This window comes from Blastococcus atacamensis (assembly GCF_002938425.1).
Classification (GTDB): Bacteria; Actinomycetota; Actinomycetes; order Mycobacteriales; family Geodermatophilaceae; genus Blastococcus; species Blastococcus atacamensis.
This window is the reverse complement of record NZ_POQU01000038.1, coordinates 17,231-34,111: the sequence shown is the minus strand read 5'-3', so window position 1 is coordinate 34,111 and position 16,881 is coordinate 17,231. Positions and strand designations below refer to the sequence as shown.

The 16,881-nt window shown below is 66.1% G+C and carries 19 protein-coding genes; 8 read left to right on the top strand and 11 right to left on the bottom strand.

Going from position 1 to position 16,881, the window contains the following annotated elements; genetic code table 11:
* The 5 genes from C5508_RS10860 to C5508_RS10840 form a co-directional block, all read right to left on the bottom strand.
* The coding region (locus C5508_RS10860; RefSeq protein WP_157944066.1) for a DUF1028 domain-containing protein at positions 1-458 on the bottom strand (458 nt) is incomplete at its 3' end.
* A gap of 48 nt (positions 459-506) precedes the next feature.
* Positions 507-1,796 (bottom strand): Nramp family divalent metal transporter, encoded by a 1,290-nt coding sequence (locus C5508_RS10855; RefSeq protein ID WP_232797053.1) that lies wholly within the window; start codon positions 1,794-1,796, stop codon positions 507-509.
* A 55-nt stretch (positions 1,797-1,851) separates the two neighbouring features.
* Entirely contained in the window at positions 1,852-2,841 is a 990-nt protein-coding gene (locus C5508_RS10850) for an LLM class flavin-dependent oxidoreductase (RefSeq protein WP_104524957.1), read from the bottom strand.
* Between the two features lie 64 nt (positions 2,842-2,905).
* Entirely contained in the window at positions 2,906-3,520 is a 615-nt protein-coding gene (locus C5508_RS10845) for an LURP-one-related/scramblase family protein (protein WP_104524962.1), read from the bottom strand.
* 77 nt (positions 3,521-3,597) lie between these two features.
* Entirely contained in the window at positions 3,598-3,900 is a 303-nt protein-coding gene (locus C5508_RS10840) for a PspC domain-containing protein (RefSeq protein ID WP_104524961.1), read from the bottom strand.
* A gap of 108 nt (positions 3,901-4,008) precedes the next feature.
* Here C5508_RS10840 and C5508_RS10835 point away from each other — a divergent pair, with 108 nt between their 5' ends.
* Entirely contained in the window at positions 4,009-4,236 is a 228-nt protein-coding gene (locus C5508_RS10835) for a toxin-antitoxin system YwqK family antitoxin (RefSeq protein WP_104524960.1), read from the top strand.
* Positions 4,237-4,239: 3 nt separating this feature from the next.
* On the opposite strand, the gene C5508_RS10830 is transcribed toward C5508_RS10835, so the two are convergent.
* The gene (locus C5508_RS10830) at positions 4,240-4,692 is read right to left on the bottom strand and encodes a nuclear transport factor 2 family protein (RefSeq protein ID WP_104524956.1); all 453 of its coding nucleotides are present in this window, start codon (positions 4,690-4,692) and stop codon (positions 4,240-4,242) included.
* A gap of 114 nt (positions 4,693-4,806) precedes the next feature.
* Between C5508_RS10830 and C5508_RS10825 the strand changes: the two genes are divergently transcribed.
* From C5508_RS10825 to C5508_RS10815, 3 genes are all read left to right on the top strand, one after another.
* Positions 4,807-5,346 (top strand): dihydrofolate reductase family protein, encoded by a 540-nt coding sequence (locus C5508_RS10825; protein WP_104524955.1) that lies wholly within the window; start codon positions 4,807-4,809, stop codon positions 5,344-5,346.
* Between the two features lie 65 nt (positions 5,347-5,411).
* Positions 5,412-5,648 (top strand): hypothetical protein, encoded by a 237-nt coding sequence (locus C5508_RS10820; protein WP_104524954.1) that lies wholly within the window; start codon positions 5,412-5,414, stop codon positions 5,646-5,648.
* A gap of 47 nt (positions 5,649-5,695) precedes the next feature.
* Complete coding sequence (locus C5508_RS10815; RefSeq protein WP_104524959.1) at positions 5,696-6,877, top strand: NAD(P)/FAD-dependent oxidoreductase; 1,182 nt, start codon at positions 5,696-5,698, stop codon at positions 6,875-6,877.
* A gap of 10 nt (positions 6,878-6,887) precedes the next feature.
* Here the strand turns inward: C5508_RS10815 and C5508_RS10810 are convergent, their stop codons facing one another.
* Positions 6,888-7,241, bottom strand: a complete 354-nt coding sequence (locus C5508_RS10810) for a hypothetical protein (protein WP_104524953.1) — start codon at positions 7,239-7,241, stop codon at positions 6,888-6,890.
* A 420-nt stretch (positions 7,242-7,661) separates the two neighbouring features.
* On the opposite strand from C5508_RS10810, the gene C5508_RS20720 reads away from it, so the two are divergent.
* From C5508_RS20720 to C5508_RS10795, 4 genes are all read left to right on the top strand, one after another.
* On the top strand, positions 7,662-8,087 hold the full coding sequence (locus C5508_RS20720) for a tyrosine-type recombinase/integrase (RefSeq protein ID WP_104524952.1): 426 nt from the start codon (positions 7,662-7,664) through the stop codon (positions 8,085-8,087).
* A 216-nt stretch (positions 8,088-8,303) separates the two neighbouring features.
* Entirely contained in the window at positions 8,304-9,263 is a 960-nt protein-coding gene (locus C5508_RS20715; RefSeq protein WP_408607761.1) for a PGN_0703 family putative restriction endonuclease, read from the top strand.
* Between the two features lie 222 nt (positions 9,264-9,485).
* Complete coding sequence (locus C5508_RS10800) at positions 9,486-9,707, top strand: helix-turn-helix domain-containing protein (protein ID WP_104524958.1); 222 nt, start codon at positions 9,486-9,488, stop codon at positions 9,705-9,707.
* On the top strand, positions 9,704-10,324 hold the full coding sequence (locus C5508_RS10795) for a hypothetical protein (protein ID WP_104524951.1): 621 nt from the start codon (positions 9,704-9,706) through the stop codon (positions 10,322-10,324). Before C5508_RS10800 ends, C5508_RS10795 begins: the two co-directional genes overlap by 4 nt.
* Before the next feature lie 4 nt (positions 10,325-10,328).
* On the opposite strand, the gene C5508_RS10790 is transcribed toward C5508_RS10795, so the two are convergent.
* From C5508_RS10790 to ychF, 4 genes are all read right to left on the bottom strand, one after another.
* Positions 10,329-12,653, bottom strand: a complete 2,325-nt coding sequence (locus C5508_RS10790) for a DNA-methyltransferase (protein ID WP_104524950.1) — start codon at positions 12,651-12,653, stop codon at positions 10,329-10,331.
* Between the two features lie 226 nt (positions 12,654-12,879).
* Complete coding sequence (locus C5508_RS10785) at positions 12,880-13,557, bottom strand: recombinase family protein (protein ID WP_104524949.1); 678 nt, start codon at positions 13,555-13,557, stop codon at positions 12,880-12,882.
* 389 nt (positions 13,558-13,946) lie between these two features.
* Positions 13,947-14,942, bottom strand: coding sequence for a bifunctional DNA primase/polymerase (locus tag C5508_RS19545; protein ID WP_157944064.1), 996 nt, complete (start codon positions 14,940-14,942; stop codon positions 13,947-13,949).
* Positions 14,943-15,534: 592 nt separating this feature from the next.
* Positions 15,535-16,608, bottom strand: a complete 1,074-nt coding sequence (gene ychF / locus C5508_RS10775) for a redox-regulated ATPase YchF (protein WP_104524947.1) — start codon at positions 16,606-16,608, stop codon at positions 15,535-15,537.
* Between the last annotated feature and the right edge of the window lie 273 nt (positions 16,609-16,881).

Sequence of the window (16,881 nt, the reverse complement as noted above, 5' to 3'; positions counted from 1 at the left end):
GCCTCCTCCCCCGCCACCAACGAGGACAGCAGCCGCTGCGCGAGCGCCCCGGCGGAGCCCTCGAACCGCTCCACCATGGCCTCCCACACCGCCGGGGAGCTGGCCATGTTGGCCAGCGCCACGCAGTTGTCCCCGAGCAGGTGACCGGCGTCGTCGACGCAGCTGGTGCCGGTGTACGCGGCGAGGTCCCCGTTCACCCCGAGGACGGCCACCTGACGGCGTTCGGGCTGCGGGTCGACGCTGCTGAGCGCCGTGAGCACCTCCTGGGCGGTGAAGCCGCCCTGCAGCAGGTCCAGACCGACCGAGCCGTACATCGGCTCCGCCATCGACTGGGTGGCGATGACGCCGTGCCCGGGCAGGGCGAACGGGACGCTGTTGCCGACGGCGAACGCCTGGGACTGGGTGGCGACGCCCATCTCCCCCGTCTCGGGATCACGGGCCACGATCGAGTAGGTCACCTCAGAGGCGTACCCGCAGCGCCCCCGGGCGGCAAACCCGGGCGTCGGTCACGAACCGAGCCCGCTGAGCTCGTTGACGCACAGGGCCAGGAACAGGGCGGCCGCCCCGACGAGCAGCGAGTTCGACAGCCACCCGTTGCGCCAGCGCTCCGGGGTGCGCCGGCTGTTGAGCAGCCACAGCAGCGTGATCGCCAGGAAGGGCATGAAGAAGGCGCCGAGCGCGCCGTAGGCGACCACCAGGGCGAACGGTCGCTCCAGGAAGAGCAGCGTCATCGGCGGGAAGGTCAGCCACAGCAGGTAGGCGCGGTAGGGCCGGCTCCGCTCGGCCGGCCCCTCGGCGAGCTGACCACTCCCCCGCTTCGACGTCCGGACGAAGTCGGTGACCAGCAGGCTGACCCCCTGCCAGACGCCGAGCAGCGAGGAGAAGGAGGTCGCGAAGAAGCCGACGAGGAACAGCGTGCCCACGGCGTCGCCGAACCGGTCGCGGAGGATCTCGTCGAGGTCGAGCAGGCCCCGGTCGCCCTCGGTGAGCGAGCCGCCCGAGTCGTGCAGGACGTCGGCCCCCACGATGAGCATCGCGACGACGAAGACGCCGGTGGTGATGTAGGCGACCCGGTTGTCCAGCCGCATGACCTTCATCCACGAGGCGTCGCGCCAGCCCTTGGCGTTGACCCAGTAGCCGTAGGCGGCCATCGTGATCGTCCCGCCGACGCCGCCGACCAGACCGAGGGTGTAGACCGCCGACCCGTCCGGGAGCCGCGGGACCAGGCCCGAGAGCGTCTCGCCCAGGTCGGGGACGACCAGCACGGCGAGCCCCACCACGATGACGAACATGACCCCGATGAGGACGGTCATGACCTTCTCGAACACCGCGTAGGTGCCGAACCAGACGATGGCGAGCCCGGCGAGGCCGCAGATGATCCCCCAGGCAGGGATCCACAGCGCCGGGAAGAGCGCCGCCAGCGGCAGTGCCGACGACGTCATGGCGGTGGCGCCGTAGACGAACCCCCACACGGCCACGTAGACCACGAAGTAGACCGACGTCCAGGCACCGAGGGACCGCCAGCCGGTGAAGATCGTCGACCCGGTGGCGAGGTGCCAGCGCCCGGTCGCCTCGGCGAGCGCGATCTTGACGACGACGCCGAGCACGACCGCCCAGAGCAGGGCGTACCCGAACCGGGACCCGGCGATGAGTGTCGCCACGAGGTCCCCGGCACCCACGCCGGTGGCCGCCACGACGATGCCGGGCCCGATCAGGCTCCAGCGCCTGACCCGCTGCGGCGGCGCGTCGGCCGCCGCGTCGACGTGCTCGGTCAGCGGGTCCCGGTCGTCGGCCACATCCCCAGTCCAGCGCAGCTCCGCGGAAGCCGCAAAGAGGGAACGCGTGCCGGACTCAGGCGGCGGGCGACCTCAGCGCCTCGGCAGTGAGCTCGACCGCCCGCAGCCGGCCCTCCAGGCTGGTGGACTGGAAGGCGACGATCAGCTCGTCGGCGTCGGCGGTCCTCGCGAAGCCCTCGAGGTAGGAGCCCACCTGGTCGGGGGTGCCCAGGGCAGTGTGGGTCAGCATGGTCTCCACGTGCTGCCCGGCGCCCTGCGCCAGGAGCTGGTCGGCCTGCTCGTCGGTGAGGGCCTGGCCCCGGCCGAAGAGACCGATCGCCAGGTTCCGCCTGACCGCCGCGAACTGCTCGCGGGCGTCGTCCTCGGTGTCGGCGGCCACCACGTTGACCCCGGCGATGACGTAGGGCCGGTCCAGCTGCTCGGAGGGCGTGAACTGGCTGCGGTAGGCGGCGACGGCGGGTTCGAGCATGGCCGGCGCGAAGTGCGAGGCGAAGGCGTAGGGCAGGCCGAGGGCGGCAGCGAGCTGCGCGCCGAACATTGACGAACCGAGGACGTAGAGCGGCACGTTCGAGCCCTTGCCCGGGATGGCGTCGACACCACGGACCCGGGTGTTGCCGGTCAGGTAGCCCTGCAGCTCGACGACGTCCTGGGGGAAGGTGTCGGCCGAGTGGGGGTCGCGGCGCAGCGCGTACATCGTGTTCTGGTCGCTGCCGGGCGCGCGGCCCAGGCCCAGGTCGATGCGGCCGGGATACATCGCCTCGAGGGTGCCGAACTGCTCGGCGATGGTCAGCGGCGAGTGGTTGGGCAGCATGACGCCGCCGGCGCCGAGCCGGATGCGCTCGGTGTGCGCGCCGACGTGCGAGATCAGCACGCTGGTGGCCGACGACGCGATCGAGGGCATGTTGTGGTGCTCGGCGTACCAGACCCGCTCGAAGCCGTGCTGCTCCGCACGCTGCGCCAGGGCGACGCTGGCCGCGATGGAGCTGCTCGGGGTCTCCCCGCGCGGAATGGGGGCGAGGTCGAGGACGGACAGCGTGATGCTCATGTGCGGGGGCCTTTCGCGTCGGTTGCCAGGGACAACCGACGCGACTTCCCGAGGCTTCCCGCCGTCAGCGGCTCTGCAGTGCGTCCAGCGCCACGGCCATCGACGCCGCGACCCGGAAGTCCAGCCGCGGGTCGGGCACCGTGACGTCGTAGGCGTCCCGGAAGCCGATCTTCTTGTGGCTGGACATGACGATCTGGCCGGTGCCCTGGTTCACGAAGTCGAAGTGGAAGACGAACGGGACCCAGATGTCGCCCAGGTACGGGATGAAGCCCCAGACCCGGCGGAGGATCGCGATGGTCAGGTTGCGCTCCTGACCGACGGCCTCGACCCCGGGGGCGGAGAGGTTCCAGGTCGAGCGCAGCAGGCTCGCGCCGAACTGCTTGCTGAAGTACCCGATGACGGTGCCGTACTCGTCATAGACGTCGTGCTCGGCATTGACGTCGAGCCGCTGCCGCGCCTTGAAGGAGAACACCCGACGGGTCTTCGACTCGTCGGAGAAGAAGACGACCTCCTCCTTGAGCTTCATCCGCTTCTGCTCGGCGAACGCGATGAGCTGGCCGGGGCTGCCGTCGGGGTCGGCCATCAGGATCTCGTAGCGGTTCACCATCACCGTGATCCGCTGCTTCACGAAGAACCGCGGCACGACCATCGGAGCCGGCTGCCCGGCGGGACTCGTCATGTGCTCATGCTGCAGCACGGACACCGGCGGCGGGCCGTCCTGCCGTGCGACACCGCCGTCCCGCCCGACCTGCGCGTTCACCGGCGTCGCCCGAGGACGGCGCTGCGCAGGCGCTGCGCCCACTCCTCCAGCAGGCTGGGGCGGACGCCCTCAGGCAGCGGCGCCGAGGGCAGTGCCACCCAGAGGAGCAGGTACACGGGCACGCCGGCGCCGCCGGTGAGCGTGACGAGGACGGCGCCGAGCCGCCAGAGCGTCGCGTCGACGCCGGTGTACTCGGCCAGTCCGCCGCACACGCCGCCGGCCATCCGGTCGGTGCCGCTGCGCAGGAAGGGCCGGACGCCGGGCTGCTGCTGGGGAGGGATCTCCGCGGTGGTGGTCATGCAGCGAGCCTGGGCGACGCCGCCCCCGGCCGACATCGGGGAACGCCCGGATCCGACCCTGGTTCCCGCCGCGGGTCCCCCCGGATGCGCTTCGTGCTGGGATCGGGCATGCCCGAGACCCGATTCACCGAGCCGTTCCACGTCGAGCACCACCGGGACGGGTCGCTGCGCGCGCACGGCCCGGTCGTGGACGGACAGCCAGACGGCTACTGGGAGTGGTTCCGGACCGACGGCTCGATGCTGCGATCCGGTTCCTTCGACCGGGGCCGGCAGACCGGCGAGTGGATCACCTACGACCGCAGCGGAGCGCCCTACAAGGTGACCCGGATGGACTGACGGTCAGCGCAGCGGCAGGGGCGTCGTGTCGCCCTCGTCGCGGGGGCCGAGGATCCAGCGCTCCTCGGGGGCGATGGGGACGTCGTTGATGCTGGCCTCCCGCCTCCGCATCAACCCGTCGGGCGCGAATTCCCAGTTCTCGTTGCCGTAGGAGCGCCAGGTCCCACCGTCGGCGTCCTGCCACTCGTACTGGAACCGGACCGCGATCCGGTTCTCGGTGAAGGCCCACAGCTCCTTGCGGAGCGCGTAGTCGCGCTCCTTCTCCCACTTGCGCCCCAGGAAGGCCGAGACCTCCTCGCGGCCGGTCAGGAACTCGTCCCGGTTCCGCCAGACGGTGTCCTCGGTGTAGGCCTGCGCCACGCGGACCGGGTCGCAGGTGTTCCAGGCGTCCTCGGCGGCCCGCACCTTCTGCCGGGCGGTCTCCAGGGTGAACGGTGGGAACGGCGGACGGGACACGGGAACCTCCTCGCGGTGGCCGGCCCTCGGCCCCGGCACCACCTTGCCCGATGAGTTCTGCGCCGGCTGCCCGTCTACGTTCTCGACAACCGCGCACCGCAAGGAGATACCACCGTGGGAAAGATCGCCGCCGCCCTGTTCACCACCGTCGACGGTTCCGCCGAGCGGCCCGACCAGTGGCACTTCCCGTACTTCGACGAGGCCATGGGCAAGGCGGTGGACCGGCACAGCGACCGCTGCGAGGCCTACCTCATGGGCCGTGTGCTGCATGACCAGTGGGCGCAGTACTGGCCGGCGAATACCAGCGACGAGTTCGCCGACTTCATCAACCCGATCCCGAAGTACGTGCTGTCCACGACGCTGGAGAAGTCCGACTGGGCGGGCACCACGGTGCTCCGCAGCCTGGACGAGGTGCGGGAGCTCAAGGACCGCACCGAAAGCACGATCGGCATGTCCGGGAGCCTGGCGACGGTCCGCTCCCTGCTCGACGCCGGCCTGCTGGACGAGCTGGTGCTGCTGGTCGACCCGATCGTCGTCTCCGGTGAGCGCCGGTGGACCGACGAGCTGGGCCGCACGCCGCTGGAGCTGGTGTCGTCGGAGGCCCTGCCGACCGGCGTGCTTCACCTGATCTACCGGCCGGTCCGCGAGAGCTGAGGAGTCGCCCCAGATGTTCGGGAGGGGGTAACCCACCGGACACCTGGGGCGCTCACCCTGGCGTCATGACGGGAAGCCTCATCGTGACCGGTTCCGGCGCCGGGTTCGCCGGACGCGAGCACCGCGGATCGGGCTACGCCGTCGGACGGGCGGGCGACGCGGTGCATGCCGTGGCCCGGCCCGTGGTGGACGGCCTCGAGGGATCGGTGTGCGGGGTGCTGGTCACGGTCAGCGCCGCGGTTGACTGGCCGACGGCGGCGGCCGCTCCGCGCTGCGAGGAGTGCGCCCGCATCGCCGGCTGACGCGCTGGCCCGTGTGGGGCCCGGGGGAACTGGGCAGGCTCCGCACCGTGGCCGTCGAGCGTTCCGAGATCCTGATCATCGGTGGCGGCAACGCCGGCATCTCCCTGGCCGCGCGCCTGCTGCGCGACGGGTTCGACGACGTCGCACTCGTGGCCCCGCAGCCGGTGCACCGCTACAAGCCGCTACTCAACTACGTCGGCGCCGGCGAGGCGACGATGGCCGACCTGGAACGGCCGATGGCCGACGTCGTCCCGCACGGGTGCCGGTGGATCCGGGACGCCGTCGACGCCGTCGATCCGGTCGCGATGACCGCGCACACCCGCGGAGGTCGCACGCTGCACTGGTCGACGCTCGTCGTCTGCCCCGGGCTCGTCGAGGACTGGGATGCCACGCCCGGGCTGCTGCAGGCGTACGCCGACGGGTGGGCGGCGTCCACCTACGTGCCGGGCAGCGCCCCGCAGGTGTGGCCGCGCCTGTCGGCACTGCGGTCCGGCTCGGTCGTGTTCACCGTGCCGCCGGAGCCGGCGTCCTGCGCTCCGACGGCGCTCAAGCCGCTGCTCATGGCGTGTGACTCCTGGCGTCGAGCCGGGGTCCTGTCCGACCTCGACGTCCGGCTCGTCCTGCCGGGGGCGGCCGCGACGGGTCTGGCCGAGGCCGACCGGATCCTGGAGGGCAGGTTCGCCGACCTCGGCATCGAGGTGCTGCGGCAGTCGCGGATCGAGCGGGTGGACTGGGACACGCACGGGCTCGTGCTCACCGGAGGTCGGGGGCTGGAGGACGTCACCTTCGCGCATGCCGTCCCGCACTACCGGGCGCCGCACTGGGTCGCCGACGCCGGGCTGGCCGCCGACTCCTCTCCCGGGCTGGCCGACATCGACCCCGAGACGCTGCGCTCCCGGCGGCACGACTCGGTCTGGGCGATCGGTGACGCCGCCGACGCGGCGACCCGCCCATCCGGCGGCGGGCTGCGGAAGCAGGTCGACGTGCTGGCGCACAACCTGGCCGCCGCCCGGAAGGGCAAGAAGCTGAAGCGCTACGACGGCTACACGGTTCTGCCCATCACCGTGGACCGGCGGAAGCTGATGCTCGACGAGGTGGACCGCGACGGGAAGGCGAGCCCGTCGGTGCCGTTCCTCGACCCGTTCGTGCCGCGCCGCTCGACCTGGCTCTTCGACCGGTACGGGCTGCCGCAGGTCTACTGGCGCCGCATCCTGCGTGGAAGGGTCTGACGCCTTCAGTTCAGAGGAGTCGACCGTCCTGCGGGTCGAAGCAGACGAGTCCGTGCCTGCCGGCCACCTCGACCACGGTGTCCAGCGCCGCCTCCGCTCCCGGGTAGGTCATGGTCAGGTAGGCGAAATCGCCGCTCACGTCACCCGGTTCGGGACCGGTCGCCCACGGGCTGCGAGGGTCGTCCGACTCATCCAGCGGTGGCAGCACCGTCAGCAGCTCGTCGAGGAACGCTGCGAGCGCCGGCGAGGGCGGCGGCAGGTCGTCGTCGTCCTCCAGCACGTCGGCACGACGCTCGTACTCCGCTTCCGCCGACTCGTCGTCCGCCGGTCGGGGCCCGGCCCACACCGCTACGTCGTAGGACATGCGCGCACCCTACGGACCGGGCGGCGGCACGGACGGCGTCAGACGTTGAAGCGGAACTCCACGACGTCGCCGTCGGCCATGACGTGATTTCAGGAGTACGCGGTGCAACGTGTGGTTACCTGCCTTGATGTGGCGCGTGAGCGTCTAGCAAATCGGGCGATCAAAGAAACGACCCTTCGGGAATACCTTTCCACGATCCGAACCCTAGGATTGGACGAAGTCCCCTTCGAATCCGTGAGCGTCGCCCTGCTCACCAGCAAGTTGCAGCGTGTACTCAGCCCCAATACGCGGCGCAAACATGCAATCAACCTAAGAGCGTGCCTCGGTGTACCGCTTCCCTGCCCTAAGCCTGCGCGAAAAGACTACGAGATTCCGCCTCTCGGACTATTAGAGTCAGCCCTAGAGGAGAGCACATACCGCATGTGGGGGTTGGCCATGTTGATTGCCGGTCTACGGCTAGGCGAATCATGCGCCAACCAACCCATACGCGGGAACGTCATCAGCGTGGACAGGCAGCGTTTACCCGACGGCACAATCAGCACTCCGAAGACCGCCGGTCCCGTGGTCATTCCTGACTGGTTCGCGGACGAGTATCGCCACCATGACTTCACCAGGGCAGCGAACACGGTCTACGTGGGGATCCGACGAGCAGGCCGTAAGGCGGGAATGGATCTGACTCCCCACGTCCTCCGACACGCCTTCGCTACCCACCTCGTCAACTCGAGCGCAAGCCCCGAAGTACTCCGTCGTCAGATGCGACACCACGATGTGAGCGTGTCGCTGAGGTTTTACGTCCACACCACGCAGGCGGACGTTGAGGCCAGCATGACGCGAGCCTTCGGGTAGACGACTCAGCACGCAGCAACAGGCGGGGATGACACCCTCGCGGCGGCCACGGCCAGTCTCCGACACCGCCACGGAACACCTGGCCTTGTCCTGAAACCGACACGGCCGGCCCTAACCTTCACTTCCGAAGGGGGTCCGCCCATCAAGGGCGAGTCAGCCACGGAAGAGGAGGTACCTGCACTGCCAGCCAGCGCAGAGGAGAGCGACTACGGCCCGTTGCCCTCCACAGCCGGGTGGAGGCGTCGCGTCCACTTCCACGCAGCCTGGTTCCGCCACCACGTGCTACAAGCTCCATACGGGAATGCTCAGGAGCCAAGCACGCGTCGACTCGGAACCATGCTGACGAAGGAATCCGGAGAGGCGGGCTTGAACTTCGCGAGCAGGGTCGCATGGGATGCATACCGCGAACACCGAAAACAGGGCTGGGGCGTAGAACCAGTTCGGTGCACCACCAACACGATATCGAGCCAGGTACTCACCTTTAATCTCTTCGGAGACCTAGCGCGCGATAAGGCATGGTGCGCTCGCGTCTTGACCACGCTTCTTGGGTACCCCGTTCTGGAGGTTCACGAGGCCTTTCTTGAGTGGCACCCTAGCCACCCTTCGCAGTATCTCGGAGACAAGACGCTGATCGACACGCTCATCACGTACGCCTCGCCTATGGGCAATGAAGTGCTCTGCGTGGAGACGAAGTTTACGGACCCATACGTCTCGCGGGTCCTCCCCATTGGACAGCTGCAAGCACACTGCGACCTGGTTAAAAGGTCTACGAAGTGGGCCTCCGTACCGCAGAGTCGCGAGACCAATCAGTTGGCGCGCGTACACCTCCTGGCCGAGAGGTATGCAGAACGACACGGCCTGAGTCGATCGCTGGTCTCTCCAAAGCTCCTACTACTCCACCATGAACTCGACACCCGCGCAGACGCCGTTCTCGCCGAGTACAGCAGTTTCCTGCACAGCTCCCCCCACCATTCCGCTGCGAGCGGTTTGTCTCTATCTACCGTCATACGTGTCCTTGCAGAGACGGCCATGGGCGTCCAACAAGAAGCAGTCGCGGCCGCCTTGCGGCAGCGATACGTTGACCTACATCTCAGCGAGAAAGCCTGGCAAGAGCATGAAGCCAGGAGTATCGGACTACGAACCGGCAGATCCAGGGCCAGACGTTCGCAGGAGTAACCGAAGGACTGGCCGGACGATGAGCCGCTCGAGGTTCTCGTCGTGGGACTGCGCGTCGTGGGACTGCGAAGGTCTGGCACCACGACGCAAGTCGCTCCGCCGACGGGTTCCCACAAAGAGAGTTCAGCGGGAAGGCCAAACCTGACGAGCCTTGCCGATGTGACTCATCGTCTGTAGACGCATTGACTGCATCTGGCGACGTTACTCGTCGTGACACACCAGATGCGCAAACGATTCGGACAGGCTGTACGGGACGTTCGGGCGAAACGGGGGTGGTCTCAAGAGCGCATGGCCGACGAGGCCGGGCTTCACCGCACCTACGTCTCCGCCATCGAGCGGGGCGAGCGCAACGTCTCCCTCGACAACATCGAGAAGCTTGCTACAGCCCTCGGGACGCCCATCGCACAGCTGTTCGTCGCGGCCGAAGCCAGTGATGCAGCATGACGGACGGCATCGGCCCAAACGACGAACTTTTCGCCGGCTCGCCGTGGACGGACCCCGAATGGGACGAAGGCGACTGGATGGGTCTACTCCAGTGGCTAATCGAGAGCGGCTTCGTGACACCCCATGAGATAGCAGCCCTCGTCCTTGGCCATCTCAATCCGTCACAAGTGGGTACCTCGATCGCCTCGAAGAAGACGTTCCAGGCGAACTACCCCCCGCGGCAAACTATGAGAGCCGTACTCGCTTGGCACATTGCACAGGTGGGCCGTTGCGTGGACTGTGGCACCCGGCTCGAGTTGCAGGCAGATCATGTCGAGACTCGAGAGATTTTCGGCGATGCTGCGGATCGGCTCGAAAACATGACCCTGCGCTGTCGTCGCTGTAACGTCGTCCGCCGACCCTCTCACCTCAGGGGCGGGCTCACCTTTCTGACCACCGAGTCCGCATTGATGTGGCTGCTGTTCGTCAAGCGGCCACGCACGTACCAGGAGTACGAGAGAATCTGCCGAGCGTATGGACTCACCATGGCGAATATTCGCTTCAAGGAAGCCTGGGCTATGGCTCATTGGCTCAAGCGAGAAGGCCTGTATGAGATCGACCCGGAGTCGACCTTCTAGTCCCTCAAGAGAGGCGCTTGCCGGACAATCGGCGTTCCTGCTCGTATGTATCGGTGAGCTTCGCCGCCAGTTCGCAGTACTCCGGGTCCTGCTCAATCAAGATGCAGCGTAGGTCTCTATCCAGGGCCGCCCGAGCGGTGGTCCCAGATCCGCCGAATGGATCCAGGACCACCGCTCCGGGCGCGAGCCCCCCTAGAAGTGCTGCTGGGAGTTCCTGTGGAAATGGAGCGGTGTGGCCGAGCTGGTTCACGCCTCGCACCATCTTGAACACCGGCTGAATACGGGCAACGGTATTCGCGGGGTCTGGGTCGATCGCTAGCGCCTTCACAGACTCCTGATCCGGCGACGGCTTGCGCAGCAGCAGTACATGCTCCCAGCAGTTGAAGGGCGACTGGTAGAAGGGCGAGAAGTTGCCAGCGTTAAAACCACGCTTCCCTTGAATGTCACCCTTGTCCCAAACCATGTTTCCCGCATACTCGAATCCGACCCTGCGGAATACTTCGACCATCAGGGCTGACAGCGGGAGCCGCTTCTGGCCCATGGCTGAGAAGACGATGGTCCGCTCATTGTCGAAGTAATCGAAGATGTTGAAGGCATAGATCCCCCCGGGCTTCAACACCCGAAACACTTGGCTGGCGATGCGGTGCATGTCGTACAAATAGCAGTACAGGTTGGGCCATTGCGAGTATTCTCGAGCATTGAAGTACGGAGGGGAAGTCACCGCACGATCGATTACGTTCTCTGGGAAGCTCGCAAGCACGCTTCCCGACTCTCCCTCGCACACCGTCCACTGCTCGAAGTCCGGGAAAGCTTCCTCTTCGACCCGGTCCGACAACCCCTCTACAATGAATCGCTCGAAGAAGGCACCTTGCCAGAAGTCTGCGAAGCTACCGTCGACGGCCGCTTGCTCTTCGCGGAGACGGCGTCCGAAGTTGTCGACGCCAGCGATGTCAGTGTCGATTCCGACAACGCCATCTCCGACCATCGCGTAGTGCTGAATGAGCGTCTCGATTACCTCGACGTCGCCGTCGAAGGAGAGGACGTCACGTTGCCAGCGGCGGACGCTTTCTACTGAGATCGAGTTCTCAGGGTGCTCAATGGCTGCCTGAGTCAAGAGGCTCTTGAATGAGTAACGCTTGCCTCGGTTGTAGATACTGCGGTCGGGGCACAAAAGATTGGCGCACTCCCAGCTGCGCACACCGAGGCTGGGGTAAGAGTTGCCCTCGATATCGGTCCCTCGACATGTCGGACACGGGATGGGGGTCTCATCGCGGGCGTTCTTCTGGAAGAGCAAGACAAGTCGCTGAACGATGCCTTCGGCATCTCTCATGACGAACAGGTCCCGATAGGTAAAGCCTTCGTTCGCCTGATCAAACCTTGCCTTAGAGGGGTCAACCCCCGGAACGTGTTCGAGCGTTTCGCGCATGACCTCGCGCCACCGAAAGAACATGTTGGGGATGGGACGCTCGAGGAAGCGTTCCCCGAAGAGGGTTAAGTCCGCCGAAAGTTCCCAAGCCCGAGTCGCCTGGGCGCCGCCACACTTGATGACCACGGCGGCGAAACCATAGTTGTTGAGCAACTCATACTCATGGGCGAGCCACGCCGTGAGGGACGCCCGCACGTCTTCGTAGGTCTTTCCGGTGACGCCCGCATCCACGGAGCGGATGACGAGTGAGCGCCGCCGGTCGAAAAGGACAGGGAGTTGCTGTCGCAAGTCCTCCAGATAGTCACCAGTCCATGTCTCTCCGCGAGACGCTGGCCCGAATATTTGGTGGAGTTGCTGCGGCGCCCAGAGGGACCAGGCCAGGGGTCCGGCCGAAGAGTCAAGTACGTCGACTGCGACCTGCCGCGCCATGGCCTTCCGCAACTTAGACGGCTTGAAGGCCTCGGCCTGAATCAGCGACCGGGTCTCATCAAAGGTCGCTGGTTCAAAGAGGTTCACAAGGGCTTGGTGGAGCCCTTCGGTCATCGACACGCCTGACAGGACGTCGCGGAAGGCACCTAGGTCGCTACTGTCCACCGCCCAGGCCAGGGCCTTCTTGGTGGGGTAGTTGAAAGTCACCTGGGCCTTGGCGGCGCGGGCATAGATGCGGCCTAGGACGTCTCTGTTGGCCACGAGCTTCTGGTTCATCCTGCCGTAGAAGCCCGCGAAGACCTCGTGCGAGGGGCGGTCCCTGACGGAGCCGACCGCCCCGATCAACTTCTCCACGGCCACGGCGACCGGGGGCGACAGCTCCGCATCGATGCCGAGGAGTTGGCGGAGCAGCTCCGCGAAATCAGCAGCTCCGCGAACCTCGAGGTCAGGGCCAAGCGAAGCGAGCGAAGACATGCAACCTCCCGGGTGAGCAACGCTGTGACGGTACCTCCGGCCACTGACAGACAGCGCCACCGCGCCCGACGGCCCAGTCACCTTCCGGGCTTGACTGTGAGGGGGCAGGGTTGGGGGTTGGTCCCTTCCCGCGCGTCGGCCGGCTCCCTCGCCGTGACACACCCGCTTCGGAGCAGATCGGCCAAGTAAGCGGCGAAACGGGGGCACCCGCCCAACGTGCCTTGCCCTAGGCAGAGCGCCCCAGGGCCTCCCGGTCGAGGACGGCGGAACGGAGGACCCCCGCCACGGTGCTGGGGAACCAGCAGCGGCCACCTCGGGCCGTCGACACACCGTCGCTGTTGAGAGCGTTGGCGATAGTCGTCAGGGAGCGCCCTTCCGCCCTCTCAGCCACGATGCGCTGCGACACGGCGGGGTCCAAGGTGCAGGGACGACCGAGACGCGCGCCCTGTGCCTTCTTCACCTGCAAGGCGGCTGATGTCCGCTGACCGATCAACTGCCTCTCATACTCGGCGAAGGAAGCCATCACGTTGGCCATCAGAGCGCCACTAGGCGTGCAGGTGTCAATAGCCAAGTCCAGGACGACCAGTTCCCAGCCCTGGCGCTTCGCCGTCTCCATGAGCTGAGCAAAGTCCAACAGGGACCGAGACAACCGATCCAGCTTGCTGACAACCAGGACACCGGCCTCTCCGCAGGCAAGCTGACGGAGAGCCTCAGCAATCCCCGGCCGAGCCAGGTTCTTGGCGCTGAACCCCTCGTCGATCACATAAGCGACATGGTCCCAATGGTGCGATTCTGCAGCTCGTTCGATGACCAGACGCTGATCAGCGAGCCCTAAGCCAGAAAGGCTCTGCTCCTCGGTGCTAACTCGCAGGTAAGCGATGACCTTGGCTGCCCGGGGCTTCACAACAAGGAATTTAGCCTAAACGACCGTTTAATGTAAAGGCTTCCGGCTGATGGGCGCGCTAACGAGTGAGAAGTACGTCGGCGATGCGCTGCATTGGTTGCCTGACACCGCAGTTCAATCTGGCACCCCAGGAAACTTGTTCACGTGCCGAGATAGCTGTACACGTCAAGGACCCGCGTCTAGGAGGCGGCAAACCGAGCGTCACTCCATGGCCGTGGCGCGGTGCGGTGAGAGGCGTCGCCACTCTCACCGCACCCCCGTTTACGACACCCGATCCGAACCCCCGCGTCGGGAGCCGCGGAGTGGACACTCCTAACCCTCCGAGCTTCGGCCGGCTCCTTAAAGGGAGTGCCCCCCAGATGCCTCCTGGCTGCACGAATTGAAAACAACTAGATGGTGCACCCATCGATAGTCAGTTCATAGTTGTTGCAGTGGCTCAGCCCGTTCGCCTGTCGACCCGGCGGAACGTGAACCCTGACCGCCCGATGCTTCGTCTCCATAAGCTTCAAGACGCGACCCGCGTAAGGCTGATCAGTGCCTGCATCCAAGCACGCCTTGGACTGGCTCAGCTGTGGCCGAGTGGTATTGCAGGTAACTGCCTCGTAGGCAAGACAGAGCGCCAAGTCCAGCATCTTTCCCTTGAAGTGGGAGTGTGCCCCCAACCACCGCTCGACCCGAAAGAGGATTTCTGTTTCCTCCCGGTAATCGAAGTCCAGGTCCGCTTCTGCGCTCCGAATCGTGCGCCACACCTCATAGGCCGGGAGACCAGCATCCAGCGCGGCGTCTGCAAGCATTTCAAGGTCAGCGCCACAGCGAATGACTTCTAGGGCGGACCTATAGAGCCGATCATTCCTTTCACCTTCGCTCGCGTTACGTACCTGCGAAGCGTAGGTCTTGCTGATCGTGTCCGTACGGAGGGGGTACCCAAGGGCCTGGAGCTTGTCCTTGTACATACATTCTCTGTCAACACCCTCTGTCGACACGCTCTTTCGACACTCACTGCTAGGACTTTCTGACTCAACTCTCATCAGGTAGGAAGGATTGAGCGACTGCAACCATGGGTCCATGATTGAGGGGTCCGCAAGGTCCGGGGAAAGAAACGACTTGCCGGGTCCGAAGAAGACGGCGTATCCAGCGCCCAGAAGGTCCACTTTAGGGGCGAACCCAACCCACCGCCTGTGCTGGTTCCACGGGATGTAGATGTGACCGCCCTTGGCCGTTCGGACATTGAAGTTCACCGGCGGCATAAGGTCTGTGGTGTCCAGGTCAATCGTGGTAACGCCGGACGCTTCGCCATTGAGGATGGCCAGGCCATTGAAGGCGCCCAGGTCGCGGTCCGGGTCGACGCCCCGTTGCCAACCTGGGATTCGGCATACCTTGTCCACGACTGGCAGTACTGCGTGGCTTGCGAGAAGACGACCGCCTAAGTCGGCCCCGAAACAGTCCAGAGTTGTCTTCCGAAAATCTATCGATCTTGTTTGCATCATGCATTCCTTCATTGTTTTGGCACACAAAATTGACCCCGGTCAATGGTGCAGACCGGGGTCTAGCTTTCCCTGCTGACTGATTGGCATCCGCAACTGCGGATGCCAATAAAGGATACCTGAGCGACGAGCTCGGCGTCAATAGCGATTCATGGCCACCAGCTTCCCGCTGACGCCTGAATTAATGCGGGGGCCACGTGGGGGCAGGCGCAGGTTTTTCAGGCCACCTGGGGTCTTCTAGAGGCAGTTTGCAGCCATCGACCGCTGGTTAGTCCGACGTCGGTTCAGTCTCGGAAGACTCTGCGTCGCTAGTTGAGCGCCTATTAGCCTGAGGTTTCGCCGGTAGTCGCTCGGATCGCACTACGTCGGCCGTCTGCGCCTGGCAGTCACCATTATACAACTGCGGATGACGGCAGCGTGTATGCTCAGGCCCCATCCTTGCGGCGACGCGGAGTGGAATTCACTCTTCAACTCTTGATTCTTGTGTTACAGATCACACGTTGAAGCGGAACTCCACGACGTCGCCGTCGGCCATGACGTATTCCTTGCCCTCCATGCGGACCCAGCCCTTGGACTTGGCCTCCGCCATGGAACCAGCTTCGACCAGCTGCTCGAAGGAGACGATCTCGGCCTTGATGAAGCCGCGCTGGAAGTCGGTGTGGATGACGCCGGCGGCCTGGGGTGCGGTGGCGCCGACCGGGATCGTCCAGGCGCGCGCTTCCTTGGGCCCCGCGGTCAGGTAGGTCTGCAGGCCGAGGGTGCGGAAGCCGACGGACGCCAGCTGGTCCAGGCCCGGCTCGTCCTGCCCGATGGAGGCGAGCAGCTCGGCGGCCTCCTCGGCGGGCAGCTCGATCAGCTCCGACTCGGTCTGCGCGTCCAGCACGATTGCCTCGGCCGGCGCGACCAGCGCGCGCAGCTCGTCGAGCAGCTCGGTGTTGGAGAGCTCGTCGCTGTCGACGTTGAACACGTACAGGAACGGCTTGGTGGTGAGCAGGGTCAGCTCGCGCAGCGGCTCGGGGTCGACGCCGGCGGCGAACAGCGTGCGACCCTCGTCCAGGACCTTCTGCGCCTCCTGGGCCGCAGACAGCAACGCGGCGCGCTCCTTGTCCTTCCTGGCTTCCTTCTCCAGCCGCGGGATCGCCTTTTCCAGCGTCTGCATGTCGGCCAGCACCAGCTCGGTGTTGATCGTCTCGATGTCGTCGCTGGGCGAGACCTTGCCCTCGACGTGCACGACGTCGGGGTCGGTGAACACCCGGATCACCTGGCAGATCGCGTCGCTCTCGCGGATGTTGGCCAGGAACTTGTTGCCCAAACCGGCACCCTCGCTGGCGCCGCGCACGATGCCGGCGATGTCGACGAAGGACACCGTCGCCGGGATGATCTTCTGGCTGCCGAAGAGCTCGGCGAGCTTGCCCAGCCGGGGGTCGGGCACGCCCACCACGCCGACGTTGGGCTCGATCGTCGCGAACGGATAGTTCGCCGCGAGGACGTCGTTCTTGGTCAGGGCGTTGAACAGGGTCGACTTGCCGACGTTGGGCAGGCCGACGATCCCGATGGTGAGGCTCACGGGAGCTCAGGGTACGGCCCGCCGCGGGAAGCCTCCCGTGGCCGGCGCTCCGCGGAAAAGGCACACGGGTCGCCATGGCCACCCCCTCACCTCGCACATTGCCCGCCCGGTCGGCATCCGGGTGCCGCGACCGGTTGATGCCCTCGGGCGCGCGGGCGCCCAGGAGCATCGCGTCCCCCAGGCGGGCCGCGCTGTCGACGATCCGCCACCTGACGCGGGCCCCGATCGGGATTCACAGGATTCGGCACTCCGAGCCGTGACCCAGGGCACAGC